This window comes from Amycolatopsis bartoniae (assembly GCF_014191255.1).
Taxonomy (GTDB): Bacteria; Actinomycetota; Actinomycetes; order Mycobacteriales; family Pseudonocardiaceae; genus Amycolatopsis_E; species Amycolatopsis_E bartoniae.
This window is the reverse complement of the sequence record NZ_JACHWH010000001.1, coordinates 517,665-535,218: the sequence shown is the minus strand read 5'-3', so window position 1 is coordinate 535,218 and position 17,554 is coordinate 517,665. Positions and strand designations below refer to the sequence as shown.

Here is a 17,554-nt window from a genome sequence, read left to right as displayed (position 1 = left end):
CCAACCGTGCGGTGGAGCTGCTGGATGAGGCACGCGAAACGATCGTCACGGCCTTCGAGCAGGCGGAGCCCTGGCTGCCGCCCCAGCTCGCCCTCGCCGAGGAACGGCTGCGCCAGGACGCCGGACGGCTGGCGGCCGCCGACGACCTGGTGAGCGGCTACCAGGCGCGCCTGTAATGAAGTTCGCCAAGAGCAGTGAGCAGCGCGGTCGCGTGCTGACCGCGCTGGGCGCGATGCGCCAGCAGCTCGGCCTGGTGCTCGGCGCCGCACAGGCGGCCCGCGAGACGGCCGAGGCCGAGCTGGAGCGCCTGCGGCTGGAGCAGCGGATCCTCCGCGCGGGCATCGCGCACGCCGACCCTGAGGACCTGCGCCACCCCGCGCTGTCGAGCGTCCAGGACAGGCTGAACGCGGTGCACACCGCCTTCTACGCCGAAGCTTCGACGGTGCCGGGCAAGCTGCGGCAGCTCGTCGCGGAGTCCGCGCCGGGCGCGGCGAGCGCCCCGCCGAGCGACTGGCTCGGCCGCGTCGGCACCGGAAAGCTGTCCGTGCCGCCGCTGTGGCGCATCGGCTCGTCCACAGTGGACTCCAGCGGCCCGTTCCCGGTGGCCGTGCCGCTGCTGGACGAGTCGCACCTGTCGATCACCACCGCGCCGAAGACCCGCGCCGCCGCCGAGGCGCTGGTCGAGAACCTGCTGCTGCGGGTGCTGAGCAGCATGGAACCCGGCGCGGTCCGCGTGCACCTGTGGGACATCGGGCAGCTCACGGCCGTCCTGCCGAACCTGTACCCGCTCAGCCGCACCAGCGCGGTCACGGTGTACGACCCGGCGCGGCTGGACGACCTGCTCGACGAGCTCGCCGGTTACATCCGCCGCACCCACGCGCAGACCATGCAGGCCGGGCACCACTCCGTGCGCAGCATGCGCGAGGCCCTCGGTCAGCGCACGGAACCGTGGCGCATCGCGGTGTTCTTCGGCAACGGCGAGGACTGGTCGCGCGAGCAGCTGCGCGAGCTGCGGCGCATCGCGGGCGGCGCGCTCGCCGCCGGCATCTCGCTGATCGGCGTCGACCTGCCGACCATGTTCGGCGGCGGGGTGGAGAACATCCGCCTCGTCGACGAGCAGCACGCGGTCACCAGCATGACCGGCCAGGACATCGTCGTGGACCTCGATCCGCCGATCCCGGCCGTCGAGGTCAGCGCCGCCGCGAGCAGGCTCGCCGACGCCCTCATCGCCAAGCAGGGCGGCCCGCGTTCGTTCCCCGACCTGCTGCCCGCCGAGCTGGGCCGGGAGAGTTCCGCGCGCGAGCTGCGCGCGCCCGTCGGGTTCTACGAGGGCGACCCGGTGGAGGTCGTGATCGGCGACGCCACCCCGCACGCGCTCATCGGCGGCCCGAGCGGTTCGGGCAAGACGAACTTCCTCTACGCGCTCATCGGCAGCCTCGCCGCGCGGTACCCACCCAGTGAGCTGGCGCTGTACCTGCTGGACTTCAAGGAAGGCGTGTCGTTCGCGGGGCTGGCGCCCGGCCGCCGGGACGCGAGCTGGCTGCCACACGCGCGGCTCATCGGCGTCAACGTCAACACCGACCGTGAGTTCGGGCTCGCGCTGCTGCGGTTCCTCGCCGACGAGCTGCGGCGCCGCTCGGCCGCGGCGAAGGAGCACGAGGTCACCGACCTCGCCGAGCTGCGCCGCCAGGACCCGGACGGGCACTGGCCACGCATCGTCGCCGTGATCGACGAGTTCCAGTACCTGTTCGCCGGTCGTGACACGGTGACCAACCAGGCCACCGCGCTGCTGGAGGACATCGCCCGCCGCGGCCGTGCCCAGGGCATCCACCTGATACTCGCCAGCCAGGACATCGCCGGGATCGACGCGTTCTGGGGCAAGCCCGCCGTGTTCGAGCAGTGCACGCTGCGGATCGCGATGCCCAAGGCCCGGCGGGTGCTGGCTGAGACGAACAACGCGGCGGTGGCGGCGCCGAAGTGGCACGCGGTGGTCAACCACGATTCCGGGGTGGCGCACGGGAACCAGCTCGCGCACGTGCCCGACGCCAGCAGCCGTGACGTCTTCTCGTCGCTGCAACGCAGGCTGTGGGAGTTGTACTCCAACGAGCACGAGCGCCCGCGGCTGTTCGACGGCGCGCACTCGCCGATACTGGAGCACGTGCCCGCGTTCGCCGCGCTGTCCCCCGGCGGCCGCCCGCAGGCGTTGCTCGGCCAGGCGATCGAGGTCGAGGAGAAGGCGTGCGCGGTGGATCTGTTCGGCGCGCCGGGCCGCAACCTCGCGGTGCTCGGCACAGCGGCGGCCGAGGCGCTGTCCATTCTGGACTCCGCCGCGAAGTCGCTCGGCAGGCAGTACCGGCCGAACGAGGTCGAGTTCCTCGTGTCGTGCCTCGTCGACCGGTGCATGCCGGCCGTCGAACACCTGGTGCAGTGGCTCAAGGGCGAAGGTCACCTGGTGAGCCAGCCGCAGGAGGACGAGCTCGGCGCGTGCCTGCAGCAGCTGGTCGAGGGGCCGACGGGCCACCCGCGGATCCTGCTGCTCTACGGCGTGGACGCGGCGCTGCCCGTGCTGGAGGCGAAGAAGCCGGGCGAGCTCAAGAGCGGGCTCGACCACTTCCGCACGGTGCTCAAGCAGGGCCCGACGCGCGACGTCCACACGCTCGGGTGGTGGCGCAGCACAGCCCGGCTCAAGGACACCCTCGGCTTCGGCAGCACCGACGACATCGGCGCGTGGGCCGCGCTCGACGTGCAGGGCAGCGAGCTGAGCCAGTTCGCCGCCGGGCAGGTCGTGCACTGGTCGCCGCGGCCGGGCCGGGCGCTGTTCTTCGACCGCAGCACGCACGTCTCGCCCGAAGTGATGATCCCGTTCGACCGCCCGGAGTTCTGATGGCATCGGCCGCGTTGCGCTACAAGGAGATCGTCGGGCTCGCCGGAAAGGCGGCCGAGGAGCTGCGGGCCTGGGAGCTGCGGCGCGCGCAGGAGCTGGACTCGGAGATCGCGGCCGCCGAGCAGGCGGTGGCCGACGCCGTGCAGCGCGAGCAGCGCACGGTGCAGGTGGCGCACCACTGGTGGCGGATGGCCGAGGACAACGTGTCGCGTCTGCCGTGGCTGGAGCTGGCGGAGGGCCCGACGCCGGCGACGAACGCGCGTGGCGCGTGGCTGGAGCGATACCTCAACGACCTGAAGCCGATCTACCAGGAGCTGGTGGATTCCGTGCTGTCACTGGGCTGGCGGGCGCGGCGCTGACCCGGCTCAGGTCGCCGGGCGCAGCCAGCGTTCCGGTTCGAGGCTCTCGTCCTCGGGTTCGACCGGCTGCAGGACGTACGCCCGCACCCAGCCCGTTTCGTCCCCGACGGCGGCCGGGACCGCGGGCGCGATCCGGCGGCGGGACAGGTGCTCGGCGCGTGCCCTCGTCCAGCTCATGATCGTCCGACGGGTGGAAAACCGGCGGGGTTCCCGGAACCACCGGCGGTTTCCCACCGTCGTAGGCGGCGAAAGGGGGACGCGATGGAGCGTGAACCGAAGCCACTCGCCCGCCGCAGGCAGCGCGAGCAGCGGATCACCGTGGCGCAGGACGACTGGGGCCTGGTCGAGGTGGGGGTGACCAGGACCGGCGAGGTCGTCGAGGTCGCGATCAACACCGCGTTGCTCGGCAAGGTCGATCCGGCGGACCTCGCCGAGGCGATGCTGCAGGCAGCCCGGGCTGCCCAGCACCGGGCCACCTGCTTGCACGCGGTCTAGCGGTTCAGAACAGCGGCCGGTACCGCAGGATCTGCGGGTCGTGGTCGGACGCCTGCGTGGCGAACTCCGCGTTGATGTGCACCACGTCGTAGTCCACACCCCACCACGGGGTCTGCGCGGTGAGGATGTGGTCGAGCACCTGCGAGTTGCCCTCGTAGACGTAGCTGTACCGCTCGCTCTGCGGGAGCGTGTCGATCAAATCGGTCAGCTTGCCGCCCGCCGTGAGCGTCTGCAGCGCCGGGGAGAACTGGTAGTCGTTCAGGTCGCCCGCGACGATCACGTTCGCGTGCCGGTCCGCGGCCAGCAGCTGGTCGACGAACCCGCGCAACACCTGCGCCTGCTGCCCGCGCTGCACCTCCGAACTGCGCGTCGGCGGCTGGTAGCGGCCATGCGTCGGCTGGTCGCCGCCCTTCGAGTTGAAGTGGTTGGCGATCACGAACACCGTGCGGCCCTGGAAGACGAACTCGCCGGCCAGCGGCTTGCGGCTGTCCTCCCACGCCGGGTTGGTCGGGTCGACGCGTCCGGGCGACACCGACAGGTGCACCTGGCCGCGCTGCTTCACCACGGACACCGCGGTGGTCGCGTCACCGCCCGGATGATCCACAAAGGACACACGCCTCGGGTTGAACAGGAAGCCGACGCGGATGTTCCCGCCCGGCTCGCCGCCGTCGGTGTCGTCCTGTGGGTCGATCTCGCGCCACTGGTAACGCGGGCCGCCGGCGGCGGCGATCGCGTCGGTGAACCGCTTGAGCGTCTGGTCGGCTGCCACCACGGTGTCGGAGGTGGTCGCCGCGCCGTTGTTGTCCTGGATTTCCTCCAGGGTCACGACGTCCGGAGAGCGCAGGTTGTCGACGATGCCGTGCGCCAGCTGGTCGAACTTGTCCTGGGTGTCCACAGCGGACAGATTCTCGACGTTGTAGGTCGCCACGGCCAGCTCGTCGGGCAGCTGCTTGCGCGTGACCTCATGCTTGATGCCGCCGCTGCGCTCCTGGCCGAGCGCGGTGGCCTCCAGCGTGTAGCCACCGTAGGAGTCGTACTCGACCGGGCCGGAGGTGACGCCGGTGAGCGAGTCGCCGACGTTGACGACCGGGAACGGGCGCTCGGCGAACGGAAGCAGTGACTCGACCTTGAGCACGCCGGTGTTCGGGTCGTCGTATCCCGTGTAGACAGTGCCGCCGCGGCGCGTCGGGTTCTCGCGGGGCTTCGTCGTCACGTACAGCTCGTTGTAGGAGTTGCTCGGGCCGACGACACGCGCGTCGCTGACGCTGACGACCTCGCCCTCGTGCGCTTCCCAGAAGTCCAGCGAGTACTTCGCGGGCTCCAGCGGCAGGCTCTCGATGTTGCCGCCGACCTGCGGGGCGAGCGCGTCCGGCACCGTGGTGGGGGTGAGCACCGTCGGGGCGGGCAACGGGTTTCCGCTCGACTGGATCGTCCACTGTGGACCAGTCAGCTCGGTGGTGGACTGGTAGATCGAGTCGGTGGGGCTGTCCGGGTAGTACTCGCTCACCGTGCCGCTCACGGTGACGGCGTCGCCGACCGCGACCGCAGGGGTGGTCGAGCCGGTGAAGACGAACAGGCCCTCGCTCGTGCGCGGGTCGCTGTCGGGCTGCGGATCGGTGAACCAGAAGCCGCGCGAGGAGCCGAACGAGCGAATCGCCGTGACGACGCCGGTCACGTCCGAGACCTTCTGGCCCTTCAACGGCGAGATCCGCGTGGTGCCCTGGATGTCGTGGATCTTCGCGGGCATGGCGGGCGTGCTGCCGCCCGCGGTCTCGCCCTTGCCGTTGGTCGGGGTGGGCGTGCCCGCGGTGAAGTCCGTCGAGTTGTTGTCCGTGTCGGCGCCCGTGCGGGAGACCGAGGTGGTGTTGCTCGCGGCCGGCGCGGGGCTGGTCTCCCGGACGGTCGCGCTGCCGTAGCCGACGAGGTCGTGGATCGAGGCGTCTGCCGCGCAGTCGGCCGCGGTGAGGCAGGTGAGGGCGGTGGTGCCGTGCACGAGCGCGACGGTGCCGGCTCCCGCGGCCATCGCGATGGAGCCCGACGCGTCAGGCGTCGGCAGCGCGACGGTGCCACCCGATCCGGTGGACTCACCAACGAGGTAACGCGCACCCGGGGCGACGCTGCCGGTCAGCGGGGTGACCTGCCACTTGCTGGACGCGCTCGGGCTCGCGGGCAGGTACTGCACGCTCCACCCGGCGAGGCTCACCGCCGCTCCGCCCGCGTTGGTCAGTTCGATGAAGTCGCTGGTCAGCGTGGCGCCGGAGTTGCCACCGCCGCCGTAGACCTCGCCGATGAGCACGTCCGTGCTGGGCGCGGCGAGCGCGGCCGGAGTGGCGGCGATGAGCCCGGCGGCTGCCATGAAGGCCACGAAACCCGTTCTGCGAGAGATCACCCTCAGTTCCCCTCAACTCTCGATCGGTCGAGGCATCCTCCCTCGAACTAGTGAGACAGGGGAAGACTGAGCTGTAACAACAGGTAACGGTTCGGCACGCTAGTTGACCGAGGGCCGTGCCAGTTCGAAGCCGCCGCTGGCCAGCGCCCGACCGCCCGGCAACGCGGCCGGCACCCGGCGGGGAGTGAGCGAGACGTCGGCCCAGTAGGTGGTTCCGGTGGTGCCGCAGGCCCGCGCGATGTTCCGGACCAGGAGGCCGCCGACGTCCGGGGAGAGCGGCACGGGTGGTTGCCCGGCGACGACCTCGATCCGCAGGCAGTTCCCGCTGCGGTAGGTCAGCCGGACGCTGGTGGCGCCACTGGTCGCGCAGACGTGGGCGACCAGCTCTTCGAGGACGACGAGCACGTCGAGCACGCTTTCGGGGGCCCACTCGGAGATGAGCAACGACCGGGCCCACGCCCTGAGGCCGGCGCCCCCGACCGCGGGATGCGCCCGCTCCCCACACGCCCCCATCGCCCCACCTCTCGCTGTCTGTTCAACGAACGGTCCGGCGGGACTACCCGAATGTCTTTCAGGTCAAACGCGCACCGACACGACGACTGCGCTTCTACGGCCGCGCCGCTGTGCCGGGCGGCTCAATGTCGACAACGAGCACCTTGTCCGACTGGTACAAGTCGAGATCGGGCACGTTCCAGCCCTCCCCGGGGCGGATCTGGTGGAACCGGAAGGTCCCGTTGGTCTCGTTCGCAGCGACGATGCACCGGACCGGCACGACTGGGGTCAGTGCGTAGACCTGCTCCCGCAGAGCCAATGCGAGTGCGAGTCCCTGGCTGAGCAGGATCCGCTGTCCCTCCTCGGGAATGTGCGGCACACCTTCGTCGGTCGTCTTGTCGACCGGCACGAAGCGTTCCAGGTGAAACGAGGTCTCGTCGCACTCCCAGCCGGTCAGGTCGGAGGAAGGCGCCGACCTGACCGCGGCGAATGGCGATCCGGCCCACGTCAGGACTGCGTCCCGACGTTCGATGCCCCGAACCGCCATCTCACGCAAGCCGGGAGCGAGCGCGGGAAGCGGTCGCTCACCGAGCAAGGCGACAGCCGAGTCATTCATCCGGACCGAGAGCACAACACAGAGCATCGCAGGCCGAAGAGCGCACAGTGGAAGGAAATCGCATGACGACGACCACCGACGAAGAGGTAGCCCATTGAGCACCTCATCCCCGTGGCTCCGCCCAGCCAAGCCGGCGCCAACTGAGACGAAACGACAAAACGCCGGGCCCGATGGACCCGGCGTCTCGTCTGTCTCCAGCGGTAGCGGTGGGATTTGAACCCACGGACGGGGTTAACCGTCACACGATTTCGAGTCGTGCTCCTTCGGCCGCTCGGACACGCTACCGCCGACTAGGGTACTGCACGCCCTCCGCGCGCTTCACCGAGGGCGGTTGCCGAACCGGCGGCGGGCGTCGCGCGCCGCGGTCGTCGCCCAGTCGCGGACCTCGTTCGTGGTCTCGCGGACACTGCCCACCACACGATCGCGCCGACCGGAGGCCGCGAGACGCTGGTTGCCCGTCCGGCGGCCGAACTCCTGCTTCGCGGCCCCGACCAGCTGGCGGGACCTGCTCTTCGCACGCTCCAGAACGCTCATCCGCTCCTCCTTCCGACCTGACCGACGGTTACCCGCGACCAGCCGGCGTCACACGTCCCGGTGACCCGCGAAGAAGGAATCCAGCAACTCAGCGCACTCGTCCTCCAGCACGCCGCCCACCACCTCGGGCCGGTGGTTGAGCCGCCGGTCGCGCACCACGTCCCACAGCGACCCGACCGCGCCCGTGCGCGGCTCCCACGCCCCGAACACCACGCGCGCCACCCGCGCGAGGACCAGCGCGCCCGCGCACATCGTGCACGGCTCGACCGTCACCGCGAGCGTGCAGCCCTCCAGCCTCCAGCCGTCACCGTGCACGCGCGCCGCTTCGCGCAGCGCCAGGACCTCCGCGTGCGCCGTCGGGTCGCCGCGCTCCTCGCGCGCGTTGTGCGCGGACGCGAGCAACGCCCCGTCCGGGCCGAAGACCGCCGCGCCGATCGGGACGTCCGGCCCGGCCTCGCGCGCGGCCTCGATCGCGACGCGGACCAAGGCGGCGTCCATCAGATCTCGTCGAGCAGTTGTGCGAACTCGTCGGCGAACCCGCAGCGCTGGGCGATCATCTGCAGCTGCTCGTCCGGGTACAGGTCGACCTCGCCCGTGATGACCTCGAGCTCCGGCCCCGGCAACCCCACGTCCGCCAGGATCTCCAGGTCGCCCTCGGGCCAGATCGAGTCGTCGTCCTCGTCCGGCGGGTCGACGCGCAGCACGTCCAGCACGTCCGCGGCGATGTCGTAGTCCAGCGCGGCCGCGGCGTCCGACAGCAGCAGCGACGGACCACGCGGACTGGGCCGGACGATCACGAAGAACTCGTCGTCGACCGCCAGCAGGCCGAACACCGCGCCCGTCGAGCGCAGCTTCCCCAGTGCCGTGATCGCCGCGTCCAGATTCGTCAGCGCCTCGGAATCCAACGCGCTGCACCGCCACTTGCCGTCCTCACGGACGACAGCCACGGCGAACCCCGCGACCGGCTCCTTCACCGACATGCGCACACCGTATACCTGGGGCGGAGGGACATGGGTCAGTATCGACACATGAGCGGACCCACCGACCTGCCTTCGTTGCCCGACGCCCGGTTCGCCGGTCTGCTGGCCGAGGCACAAGCGTTGCAGGCGACCACCGTCGAGCTGCGCCGCGACCTCCACCGGCACCCCGAACGCGGCCTCGACCTGCCGCGCACGCAGGCCGCGGTCCGGCGCGCGCTCGAAGACCTGCCGCTGGAGGTGACGCTCGGCAAGTCGACCACCTCCGTCACCGCGGTCCTGCGCGGCGCCCGGCCGGGCCCGTCGGTGCTGCTGCGCGGCGACATGGACGCGCTGCCGCTGCAGGAGGACACCGGCCTGGAGTTCGCGTCGGCGGAGGACGGCGTGATGCACGCGTGCGGGCACGACACGCACGTCGCCATGCTCGCCTCCGCGGCCCGGCTCCTCGCCGCGCACGCCGACGAGCTCACCGGGTCCGTCGTGTTCATGTTCCAGCCCGGCGAGGAGGGCTTCCACGGGGCGCGGCACATGATCCACGAGGGCGTGCTCGACGCGGCGGGCGAGCGCGTCGAGCGGGCGTTCGGGGTGCACGTGTCGGCCAACATCGCCGCCGGGCAGCTGCAGACCCGGCCGGGACCGATGATGGCGTCGACGGACAACTTCCTGGTCCGCGTGATCGGCAAGGGCGGGCACGGCTCGTCGCCGCACCACGCGATCGACCCGGTGCCCGCCGCGGCCGCGATGGTCGGCGCGCTGCAGACGATGATCACCCGGCGAGTCAGCGTGTTCGACCCGGCGGTGCTGTCCGTGACGCGGATTTCCAGTGGCACGACCAGCAACATCATCCCCGAGGTCGCCGAGCTCGAAGGCACCTTCCGGACGCTGTCGGAGCACAGCCGGGCGCTGGTGCGTGCGGAGCTGCCGAAGGTCTGCGAAGCGGTCGGATCGGCGTACAGCTGCCGGGTCCAGGTGGACCTCGAACCCGGCTACCCGGTCACGGCGAACGACCCGGTGGAGGCGGAGCGGGTGCTCGCGCTGGGCCGCGAGGTGCTGGGCGCCGACAACGCCGTCCCGATGCCGGCGCCGATGATGGGCGGCGAGGACTTCTCGTACGTGCTGCAACGGGTTCCGGGCGCCTTCGCGTTCCTCGGCACGTGCCCGCCCGGCGTCGATCCCGAGGAGGCGGCCTCGAACCACTCGAACCGCGTGCTGCACGAGGAGAGCGCGCTTCCCTCGGGCGTGGCAATGTACGCGGCGTACGCGCTCGACGCGTTGCGTGCGTCTGGGCGGCGATCACTGGCAGGATGACGCTCCGTGCGAGACGTATGCGTGATCGGGCTCGGGTTGATCGGCGGCTCGCTGCTGCGCGCGGCCTCCGCGGCGGGACGTGAGGCCTGGGGCGCCAGTGCCTCCCCGGTCGACGCCGCCGGTTTCGACGTTTCCACAGACGTCGAGGCGGCGCTGCGGCGGGCTGCGGAACAGGACGCGCTCGTGGTGCTCGCGGTGCCGCTGCCCGCGGTGCGCGACGTGCTGCGCCAGGTCGGCAGCTGCGCGCCGAACTGCCTGGTCACCGACGTCACGAGTGTGAAGTCCCCAGTGCTCGCGGCGGCGCGGTCCGCCGTGCCTGACGCGCGGTTCGTCGGCGGCCACCCGATGGCGGGCACGGCCGAGTCCGGCTGGGCGGCGGGGAACGAGGCGCTGTTCCGCGGAGCGGCGTGGGTGACGTGTGTCGAGGACGACACGGACCTCGGGGCGTGGGCGGAAGTGGCGCGGCTCGCGCTGGACGTGGGGGCGCACGTCGTCCCGCTCACCGCGGCGGCCCACGACGAGGCGGTCGCGCGGATCTCCCACCTGCCGCACCTGTTCGCGGAGGTGCTCGCCACGATCGGGGCGCAAGGCGGGCCGGTCGCGCTGGCACTGGCCGCGGGGTCGTTCACGGACGGCACGCGCGTCGCGGGCACGCGGCCGGAACTGGTGCGGGCGATGACCGAGGGCAACCGGGACGCGCTGCTGCCCGTGCTCGACGAGGCGCTCGGCAGGCTCGGCGCGATGCGCGGTTCACTCGCCTCGACGGGCGGCCTGGCGGCGACGATCAAGTCCGGCCACGAGGGCGCGCAAGCGCTTGCGCACTGGCGTGCCCAGACGGCCAGCGGCATCCGGCTGGACCTGACCGCGCCGGACGCCCGCGCGGGCCTGCGCGCGGTGGGCGACCGCGGCGGCCGGATCACGGCCATCACGGAGGACGTCGCCATCGGCGAAGTGCTCTGAGGCGGCGCCTCTCCCGGGCCGCCTTTACGCCCGGCAGCACGGCCAGATCTGCCGACACCCCCGCTCAAGCGCGGGGGTGCGGCGACGCCGGGCTTCCCGCGGCCACTCCCGACAGCCACCTCCACGGCGATCCCCGAACGCGGCGGCTCGCCAGCCGCCACGTCTACACGGTCACGCCACCCCGCACTCAGTCTCGGCACCCCGCCCAAGCGGGCGGGACCCGGCGAAGCCGGGCTATCCGGCCACTCCCGACAGCCCCATCCACCGCGAACGCCCGACGGCACGGCCAAACCGCACGGCGACTTGCCAGCCACCACCTCCACGCCCCTAGCCAGACCAGCCGACCGCCCCCGGCACCCCGCCCAAGCGGGCGGGACCCGGCGAAGCCGGGCTATGCGGCCACTCCCGACAGCCCCATCCACGGCGATCCCCGACCGCGTAGCCGAAGCACACGGCGGTTCACCAGCCGCCACCTCCACGCCCGACAGGCCCATCCACCGAGAACGCCCGGCGGCACGGCCAGGCCCCTCGGCGGCTCCCGGCCGTATCCACGGCGCTCACGCGACGCCACTGCCACCCCCGGCCCTGGGCCGCGGCACCGTGAGCGGCGCGTCAGATCCAGCGCACCGTCGCGGAGCGTGTCAGTCCTGGTCCGGCGAACCCGGCCCGCCCTGGGAGCGGTGCAGCAGGTCCTTCGCCTTCCCCGCCATGTTGTCGATCTTGTCGGCGTGCTGCCCGAGCTTCGACTTGGCGAAACCGCTCGCCTTGTCGATGCCCTCCTCGATCTTCCCGGCGTTCTGGCCCAGTGCGTCCTGGGCCTTCTTCCTGATGTCGTCGAAGTTCATGCCCATCCGGCCATCGAACACCGTACTGACGGGTAGCGCCCCACGATCACCTGTTCGATGATGTCCGGCATGGCACGCACGTTCTCCTTCGAGGTCCTCCGCACCAGCAACGCCTCGCCCGAGCGGCTCTTCCGGCTGGAAACCGACGGCGCCCGCTGGTCGGAGTGGGCGAAACCGCTCATCGTCCAGTCCGGCTGGGAGCGGTGGGCCGAACGTCCCGGCGACGTGGGCGCGGTGCGCCGCGTCGGGCTGTTCCCCGTGTTCATGTACGAGGAGACCCTGGAGTACGAGGAGAACCGGCGCCACGTCTACACCTTCGCCCGCTCGGCACCGGTGGACGACTACCGCGCCGAGGTCACCTTCACGCCGCGGCCGGGAGGTGGCACCGAGCTGCGCTGGCGGGGGTCGTTCACCGAGAAGGTGCCCGGGACCGGTCCGGTGGCGCGGCAGGCGCTGCGCGGAGCGATCTCGTTCCTGTCCGCCCGGCTGGTCCGCGCCGCCGAACGCGACTGAGATCACGTCCCAGTACGTGCAACGTCAACGTCCCCTCGCGCGACCTTTCTGTCATGAAGGGGGACCGGACGGTGTCGTGGCGAGCTGTCGTGCTCGCGGTCGTTTTGCTGGTGAGCGGGTGTGCCGCCCGAATCGAGGCGTCGGTGCCGACGTACAGCCCCGCGCCGCTGCCGCCGGGCACGCCTTACCCGTTCGGCGAGGTGCAACAGCACGCGGCGCCCGTGACCGGCGGCAAGGTGCCGCAGGTGAGCCGGATCGCGGTCGACAAGCCGTACGTGTTCCTCACGATCGACGACGGCGCCGTGCAGCAACCGGACGCGCCGCGGCTGCTGCGCGAGTCCGGGGTGCACCCGGTGCTGTTCCTGAACGAGATCTACGTGCGCGGGCACGAGGACTACTTCCGGCAGATCCTCGCGGCGGGCGCGACGCTGGGCGACCACACGGTGGACCACGCGGACCTGCGCGGGAAGTCCCTGGCGTTCCAGCAGAAGGAGATCTGCGACGACGCCGACGACCTGCAGCGTTCGCTCGGCGTGCGGCCCGTGTTCTTCCGCCCGCCGTTCGGCTCGTGGGACGGCAACACCCTGAAAGCCGCGGCGAACTGCGGGATGCGCGTGAGCGTGCTGTGGACGGCATCGCTGAACGACGGCCGGGTCGACTTCCAGGAGGGCAAGCACCTGCGGGCCGGGGACATCGTGCTGATGCACTTCCGCAAGACCTTCGTGGAGGACTTCGCGGCGTTCACCCGACAGTCCCAAGTGGACGGTCTGACTCCCGTACCGCTGGCGGACTTCCTGGGCTGACTCAGCGAGCGAAGAGGATCGCCGACGGAACCTCGTCCTCGGGGCGGACGATCGTCTGAACCTCCACGGTGAATCCGGCCTCGCGCAGCCAGGAACCCATGCGCTCCGGTCGCCGCCGGTGGACGTGGACGTGCATCGGGTGGCCGCCGTAGCCCTTGGTCTTCGGCACGGCTTCGTCGCCGACGTGGAACCCCAGCAACAGCGGGCCCCCTGCGCGCAGCACCCGCCGGAAACCCGCCAGCACCGCCGGAACCACGTCGTCGGGCAGATGGATCAGCGACCACCACGCGAGCAGGCCGGCGACCGCATCGTCGGCGAGGGGGAGGGCCGTCATCGAGCCGACCAGGAACCGCGAGCCAGGGTGATCCCGCCGCGCCAGGTCGATCATCGCCGGGGACAGGTCGAGCCCGAACGCGTCGAGCCCCAGTTCCCGCAGGTGAGCGGTCACGTGGCCAGGCCCGCAGCCGATGTCCGCCACCGGCCCGGCGCCTGCCGTCCGGACGAGGTCCGCGAACGCCGCCATCGCGGCGTGCTGGTGCGGCGCCGCGGCGAAGAGCTTCCCCACCTGGTCGGCGTAAGGCGCTGCCACCGTGTCGTACGACTTGCGGATGTCGTCGAGCCACTCCGTCGTCAACCCGCCCCCAGACACAGGAACGGCCGCCGCAAGGGGTCGGCCGCCGTGGCTTCCGCCAGTGCCAGCGCCGGAGACGTGCCGTCCGCGAGGCGGCGGTGCAGCTCGGTCATCGCCTCCGCCGCCGCGTGGTCGCCGACCCTCGCGATCGCGCCCACGACCGTCCGTGAACCGCCCGCCAGCAGGGCGCCCGCGAAGCCCAGCGCCTCCTCGCCCGGCCGGATGTGGCTCATCGCCAACTCACACGCCGCCAGCACCACGCGCTCCGGCGGGCGCTTCAACCGCGTCGTCTCGTGGGCGAACAGCGGACCGTCGACGAGGTCGAGCCGCGAGAACAACGCGTTCCCCGGCTCGTGCGCCCCGTGCGCCACCAGGTGCGCCAAACCCGAACCGTCCAGCGCCGCCAGCACCGCGTCGCTCGTCGCGCTCGGACCGTCGACCAGCCGGGCCTTCGGGTACACCGCCCGCAGCTCCCGCACCTCACCGATCGCGCCCGGCACCCCCGGCCCACCGACCAGCACCACCGGCTCCGATTCGACACGCTCCACCGCGTTGTGCCACGCCGTCGCCGACGGGGCGATCGACAACGGCCTCCCCCGCAACGACGGCAACGCCGCCCACGGCAACGCGTACAACGGCCCGAGCGGCACGATCACCAGCTCCCGGTCGCCGATCGCGTCCGCCAGCGGCGCCACCAGTAGCCGGTCGAGCATGCCGGCCCGCTTCTCCGCTGACCGCGTCACGGCCTCCACCAGCGGCGCGGGCAGATGGTCGGGCGCGAGCACGTTGAGGTCCGCGTGCAACTGCTTGGTGATCTCGACGGTCTCCGCGAGCGGCCCCAGCTCGACGAGCCGGAACCGTCCGTCGCGCACCACGACCGCGGACAACCGGTCTTCGTGCGCGATCACGCTCACCAGCGCGCGCTCGCCGAGCGCCTCGGCGACCTCCTCGGGCGTGGCGACCGGCCGGGGCCTGCCCCACGGGCTCGTGTACCAGCCGAGCCTGCTCGCCTCCCGCTGCAACCGCACGTACCGCTGCTCCAGCGCCCCGGCCGGCTTGCCCTCCAGCCGGTTCTGCTGCGCGATGCGCTGCACGTGCCGCATCTCCGTGATCAGCCGCGCCAGTACGGGATCCGCGATCTCCGGCAGCGGCTCGTAGCGGTACACCTGCGCCCGCGTCCGCTCCTGCCAGGCGAACACGCGCCGCGCGCCCGCGTTGCCGCGCGCACCACCGAGTACCAGCCCCACCGCGACGCGCCCCAGCTCCTGCCCGTGCACGGCCGTGCCGCACACCAGGTCCAGCCCGCCCATCCGGTCGCGCACCTGGCTCAGCTCGGCGAACCCGGCCCGCGCCTGCGCCAGCGCCGACCGCGAATTGCCGCGTGCCACGGCGAGTTCGGCGCGGCACAGGCGCAGCAACATGACGTGGTCGACCGGTGTGGTGCGCCGGGGTTTCGGCACCTGCCCGAGCAGTTCCTCCGCCACGTCGACCGCCCCGCGGCGCAGGTGCACGCGCACCGCGAGCAGCCGCGCCACGGCCGCCTCGTCCCGCAGCCCCAGCTCCGCCAGCCGCGTCGCGTGCTCCCCCAGCTCGCGCGCCAACCCCCGGTTCGGCCGTCCGGTCTCCTCCAGCGCCTCGGTCGCGTTCGCGCGCAGCCTCGCCAGCGCCGCGACCTCGGCCCACCTTTCGTTGCCACGGCGCAGGAACCGGCGCCGCGCCTCGGTGGCCACCTTGCGGGCCAACGAGAAGTCGCGCTCCAGTATCGCGGCGGCGGCGCGGGCCACCTCCGCCTCGGCGACGTCCTGGATCGCCCGGCTGCGGCGCAGCTCCGGCAGCGCCTCGTCCAGGTGCCGCGCGGCCTCCTCGGCGAGACCGGCGGTCAGCAGCGCGCGGCCCTGGTCCAGCCGCAGGCGCGGCAGCCAGCCGGGGCTCACCGACTCGTAGAGGCGCGCCGCCTGCTCGTAGTGCCGCAGCGCCTCCGGGATGTCGCCGACGAGCTGCGACTGGTCGCCGAGGTTGTGCCGCGCCTTGGCTTCGATGCGGTCGAATCCGTGGTGGGTGGCGAGATCGATGCAGCGCCGCAGGTCGGAAAGCGCGGCGGCGGGCTGGTTCAGGCTCATGTGGACCAGCGCGCGGTTCATCAGGTTCCGCGCCAGCGGCAGCGCGTTCGCCTCCGGGTCGCGGTCCAGCACCGGGATCATCGCGTCGAACAGCTCCAGCGCCTCGGCGAACCGGCCGACCCGGCACAGCACGAGCGCGCGCTGCGCGTCGATCACCGCGCGGAGCAGGTCACCCACCGGCAACGTGGCCGCGTCGTCCAGGTGCGCCAGCCCGGTCTCGGTGGACCCGATCTCGGCTTCGGCGACGGAGAGGCTGATGAGCAGGCGGACGCGCAGCTCGACGTGCTCCGGCTCGTCGAGTGAGCCCGCGGCGTCGAGGAGTTTCAGCGCCCGGTTGAGCAGGCGCAGGGCGACGGCGTTGTGGAGGTTGCCGGACGCGTCGGCCGCACGGGAGTGCAGGTCCCTGACTCGCGCGAGAACGCGGTGCAGTTCAGGAGGTCCGGCCACATCAGCTATCTGAGCACACGCGTGTGCAGCGGGATACAGCCGGTGAGGGTCAGAGCACCACCGCGGGGGTCACGACCGTGCGCCTGCCCGCCGTGCCGCCCACGGAGATGACGATCTGCGTGGTCCCGCGCGGCACCTCGTCCAGTACGAACCGGCCGCCTTCGTCCGATTCCGTGGACGACGACCCGTGCTCGGCCACCCGCACCTCGACCCCGTGCCGCCCGGCGGGAACCAGCCAGCCGTCGATGCGGTGACAACGCCCTGTCTTCGTCAGGTTGATCATCACCGTCAGGTCGCTGACCGTGAACGTGATGGTCCCCTGGTCGACGCTGCTGCGGACGCCCGTCAGCCTGCCCGCCCGCTCCCACCGCGCGACCTCGACGTCGAGGTTCTCCAGCTCCAGTGCGAACTGGACCCGCTCCACCAGTCCGGCGGGCGGTGGGTCGTACGCCTGGAGCACGCGCCCCAGGTCGGCGAGCAGTGCTTCGTCGCCGGGATGCGCGCCCTCCGGCACGGTGATCTCGTTCATGCGCTGCCCCCTTCGATGTCCAGCAGTTCGCGCATCGTCTTCAGACAGCGGCCTCGGTTGGGCCCGATACTGCCCCGCGGCATGTGCAGTGCCTCGGCGACAACCCGGTACTCGGCACGGCCGGCGAGCACCGTGAGCCGCAGCAGTTCCTGGCACCGCTGCGGAAGCTTGCCGAACGCCAGCCAGATCCGGCGGTCCCGTTCCGTGCGCAGCGCCTCGGCCTCCGGGGCGGGCAGCGTGCTGGGAACGGCTTCGGCCATTTCGTCGGTCAACGGCACCGGCGGCTGCTTGCGGCCGTTGGCCCGCTGCGCCTCGTGCCGGGCGGTGGTCACCAGCCAGCCCGCGAGCGCCTTGGGCTCGCGCAGCTGTTCGAGGTGGCTCAGCAGCGCCAGCCAGACCGTCTGCACCACGTCCTCCGCGGTGTGCTTGTCCAGCCCGGCGCCGCGCGCGACGTTCCACACGAGTGGTGTCAGCTCGGCGACCAGCCGGTCGAGACCCCGCTTGTCTCCTTCTCGTGCCGCTCGCAGGCAGGCCTCGAACAGCTCGGGTCCCCGCAGGCCTTCCCACGGCGGGCCGGCCTCGGCGGTGTGGACTCCCGTCACCCCGTTCGCCCCCGCTCTCGTCGGTTGCTTCGACGCACGCAGTATCCCGC

The 17,554-nt window shown here is 72.0% G+C and carries 20 protein-coding genes and 1 tRNA gene; 8 read left to right on the top strand and 13 right to left on the bottom strand.

What is annotated here, in order from left to right; genetic code table 11:
* Nucleotides 1-11: 11 nt before the first annotated feature.
* Genes FHX82_RS02725 through FHX82_RS02715 form a run of 3 tightly spaced genes read left to right on the top strand, consistent with a single transcriptional unit; the run spans nt 12 to nt 3,243 of the window.
* On the top strand, nt 12-176 hold the full coding sequence (locus FHX82_RS02725) for a hypothetical protein (protein WP_229880822.1): 165 nt from the start codon (nt 12-14) through the stop codon (nt 174-176).
* Complete coding sequence (locus tag FHX82_RS02720) at nt 176-2,884, top strand: FtsK/SpoIIIE domain-containing protein (protein WP_145935363.1); 2,709 nt, start codon at nt 176-178, stop codon at nt 2,882-2,884. Before FHX82_RS02725 ends, FHX82_RS02720 begins: the two co-directional genes overlap by 1 nt.
* Nucleotides 2,884-3,243, top strand: coding sequence for a hypothetical protein (locus FHX82_RS02715; protein ID WP_145935362.1), 360 nt, complete (start codon nt 2,884-2,886; stop codon nt 3,241-3,243). The genes FHX82_RS02720 and FHX82_RS02715 overlap by 1 nt, the downstream gene beginning before the upstream one ends.
* A gap of 6 nt (nt 3,244-3,249) precedes the next feature.
* On the opposite strand, the gene FHX82_RS02710 is transcribed toward FHX82_RS02715, so the two are convergent.
* The gene (locus FHX82_RS02710) at nt 3,250-3,420 is read right to left on the bottom strand and encodes a hypothetical protein (RefSeq protein ID WP_183176436.1); all 171 of its coding nucleotides are present in this window, start codon (nt 3,418-3,420) and stop codon (nt 3,250-3,252) included.
* Between the two features lie 84 nt (nt 3,421-3,504).
* Between FHX82_RS02710 and FHX82_RS02705 the strand changes: the two genes are divergently transcribed.
* Nucleotides 3,505-3,738, top strand: a complete 234-nt coding sequence (locus tag FHX82_RS02705) for a YbaB/EbfC family nucleoid-associated protein (protein WP_145935361.1) — start codon at nt 3,505-3,507, stop codon at nt 3,736-3,738.
* A gap of 4 nt (nt 3,739-3,742) precedes the next feature.
* Here the strand turns inward: FHX82_RS02705 and FHX82_RS02700 are convergent, their stop codons facing one another.
* The 7 genes from FHX82_RS02700 to FHX82_RS02670 all read right to left on the bottom strand — a co-directional run bounded on the left by FHX82_RS02700 (nt 3,743) and on the right by FHX82_RS02670 (nt 8,749).
* Entirely contained in the window at nt 3,743-6,094 is a 2,352-nt protein-coding gene (locus FHX82_RS02700; protein WP_145935387.1) for a DUF8508 domain-containing protein, read from the bottom strand.
* Between the two features lie 132 nt (nt 6,095-6,226).
* Nucleotides 6,227-6,640: a hypothetical protein gene (locus tag FHX82_RS02695; RefSeq protein ID WP_145935360.1), complete on the bottom strand. Its 414-nt coding sequence runs from the start codon at nt 6,638-6,640 to the stop codon at nt 6,227-6,229.
* A gap of 94 nt (nt 6,641-6,734) precedes the next feature.
* Nucleotides 6,735-7,250: a PM0498 family protein gene (locus FHX82_RS02690; protein WP_145935359.1), complete on the bottom strand. Its 516-nt coding sequence runs from the start codon at nt 7,248-7,250 to the stop codon at nt 6,735-6,737.
* Nucleotides 7,251-7,433: 183 nt separating this feature from the next.
* A tRNA-Ser gene (locus FHX82_RS02685) sits at nt 7,434-7,520 on the bottom strand.
* A 33-nt stretch (nt 7,521-7,553) separates the two neighbouring features.
* Nucleotides 7,554-7,769 (bottom strand): CsbD family protein, encoded by a 216-nt coding sequence (locus FHX82_RS02680; protein ID WP_145935358.1) that lies wholly within the window; start codon nt 7,767-7,769, stop codon nt 7,554-7,556.
* 48 nt (nt 7,770-7,817) lie between these two features.
* Nucleotides 7,818-8,267, bottom strand: a complete 450-nt coding sequence (locus FHX82_RS02675) for a nucleoside deaminase (RefSeq protein WP_145935357.1) — start codon at nt 8,265-8,267, stop codon at nt 7,818-7,820.
* Nucleotides 8,267-8,749 (bottom strand): tRNA adenosine deaminase-associated protein, encoded by a 483-nt coding sequence (locus FHX82_RS02670; RefSeq protein ID WP_145935356.1) that lies wholly within the window; start codon nt 8,747-8,749, stop codon nt 8,267-8,269. The genes FHX82_RS02675 and FHX82_RS02670 overlap by 1 nt, the downstream gene beginning before the upstream one ends.
* A gap of 48 nt (nt 8,750-8,797) precedes the next feature.
* Between FHX82_RS02670 and FHX82_RS02665 the strand changes: the two genes are divergently transcribed.
* Complete coding sequence (locus FHX82_RS02665) at nt 8,798-10,054, top strand: M20 metallopeptidase family protein (protein WP_145935355.1); 1,257 nt, start codon at nt 8,798-8,800, stop codon at nt 10,052-10,054.
* A gap of 6 nt (nt 10,055-10,060) precedes the next feature.
* Complete coding sequence (locus tag FHX82_RS02660) at nt 10,061-11,014, top strand: prephenate dehydrogenase (protein WP_308431587.1); 954 nt, start codon at nt 10,061-10,063, stop codon at nt 11,012-11,014.
* Between the two features lie 641 nt (nt 11,015-11,655).
* Here the strand turns inward: FHX82_RS02660 and FHX82_RS02655 are convergent.
* On the bottom strand, nt 11,656-11,865 hold the full coding sequence (locus FHX82_RS02655; RefSeq protein ID WP_145935354.1) for an antitoxin: 210 nt from the start codon (nt 11,863-11,865) through the stop codon (nt 11,656-11,658).
* Between the two features lie 63 nt (nt 11,866-11,928).
* Here FHX82_RS02655 and FHX82_RS02650 point away from each other — a divergent pair, with 63 nt between their 5' ends.
* On the top strand, nt 11,929-12,372 hold the full coding sequence (locus FHX82_RS02650) for an SRPBCC family protein (RefSeq protein ID WP_145935353.1): 444 nt from the start codon (nt 11,929-11,931) through the stop codon (nt 12,370-12,372).
* Nucleotides 12,373-12,425: 53 nt separating this feature from the next.
* Nucleotides 12,426-13,175: a polysaccharide deacetylase family protein gene (locus tag FHX82_RS02645; RefSeq protein WP_145935352.1), complete on the top strand. Its 750-nt coding sequence runs from the start codon at nt 12,426-12,428 to the stop codon at nt 13,173-13,175.
* Between the two features lies 1 nt (nt 13,176).
* Here FHX82_RS02645 and FHX82_RS02640 read toward each other — a convergent pair whose 3' ends face one another.
* Genes FHX82_RS02640 through FHX82_RS02625 form a run of 4 tightly spaced genes read right to left on the bottom strand, consistent with a single transcriptional unit; the run spans nt 13,177 to nt 17,504 of the window.
* Nucleotides 13,177-13,809 (bottom strand): class I SAM-dependent DNA methyltransferase, encoded by a 633-nt coding sequence (locus FHX82_RS02640; protein WP_145935351.1) that lies wholly within the window; start codon nt 13,807-13,809, stop codon nt 13,177-13,179.
* Nucleotides 13,806-16,373: a CHAT domain-containing protein gene (locus tag FHX82_RS02635; protein WP_229880820.1), complete on the bottom strand. Its 2,568-nt coding sequence runs from the start codon at nt 16,371-16,373 to the stop codon at nt 13,806-13,808. The genes FHX82_RS02640 and FHX82_RS02635 overlap by 4 nt, the downstream gene beginning before the upstream one ends.
* A 49-nt stretch (nt 16,374-16,422) precedes the next feature.
* Complete coding sequence (locus tag FHX82_RS02630) at nt 16,423-16,902, bottom strand: carboxypeptidase regulatory-like domain-containing protein (protein WP_145935350.1); 480 nt, start codon at nt 16,900-16,902, stop codon at nt 16,423-16,425.
* Nucleotides 16,899-17,504: an RNA polymerase sigma factor gene (locus FHX82_RS02625; RefSeq protein WP_183176574.1), complete on the bottom strand. Its 606-nt coding sequence runs from the start codon at nt 17,502-17,504 to the stop codon at nt 16,899-16,901. Before FHX82_RS02625 ends, FHX82_RS02630 begins: the two co-directional genes overlap by 4 nt.
* Nucleotides 17,505-17,554 lie beyond the last annotated feature (50 nt).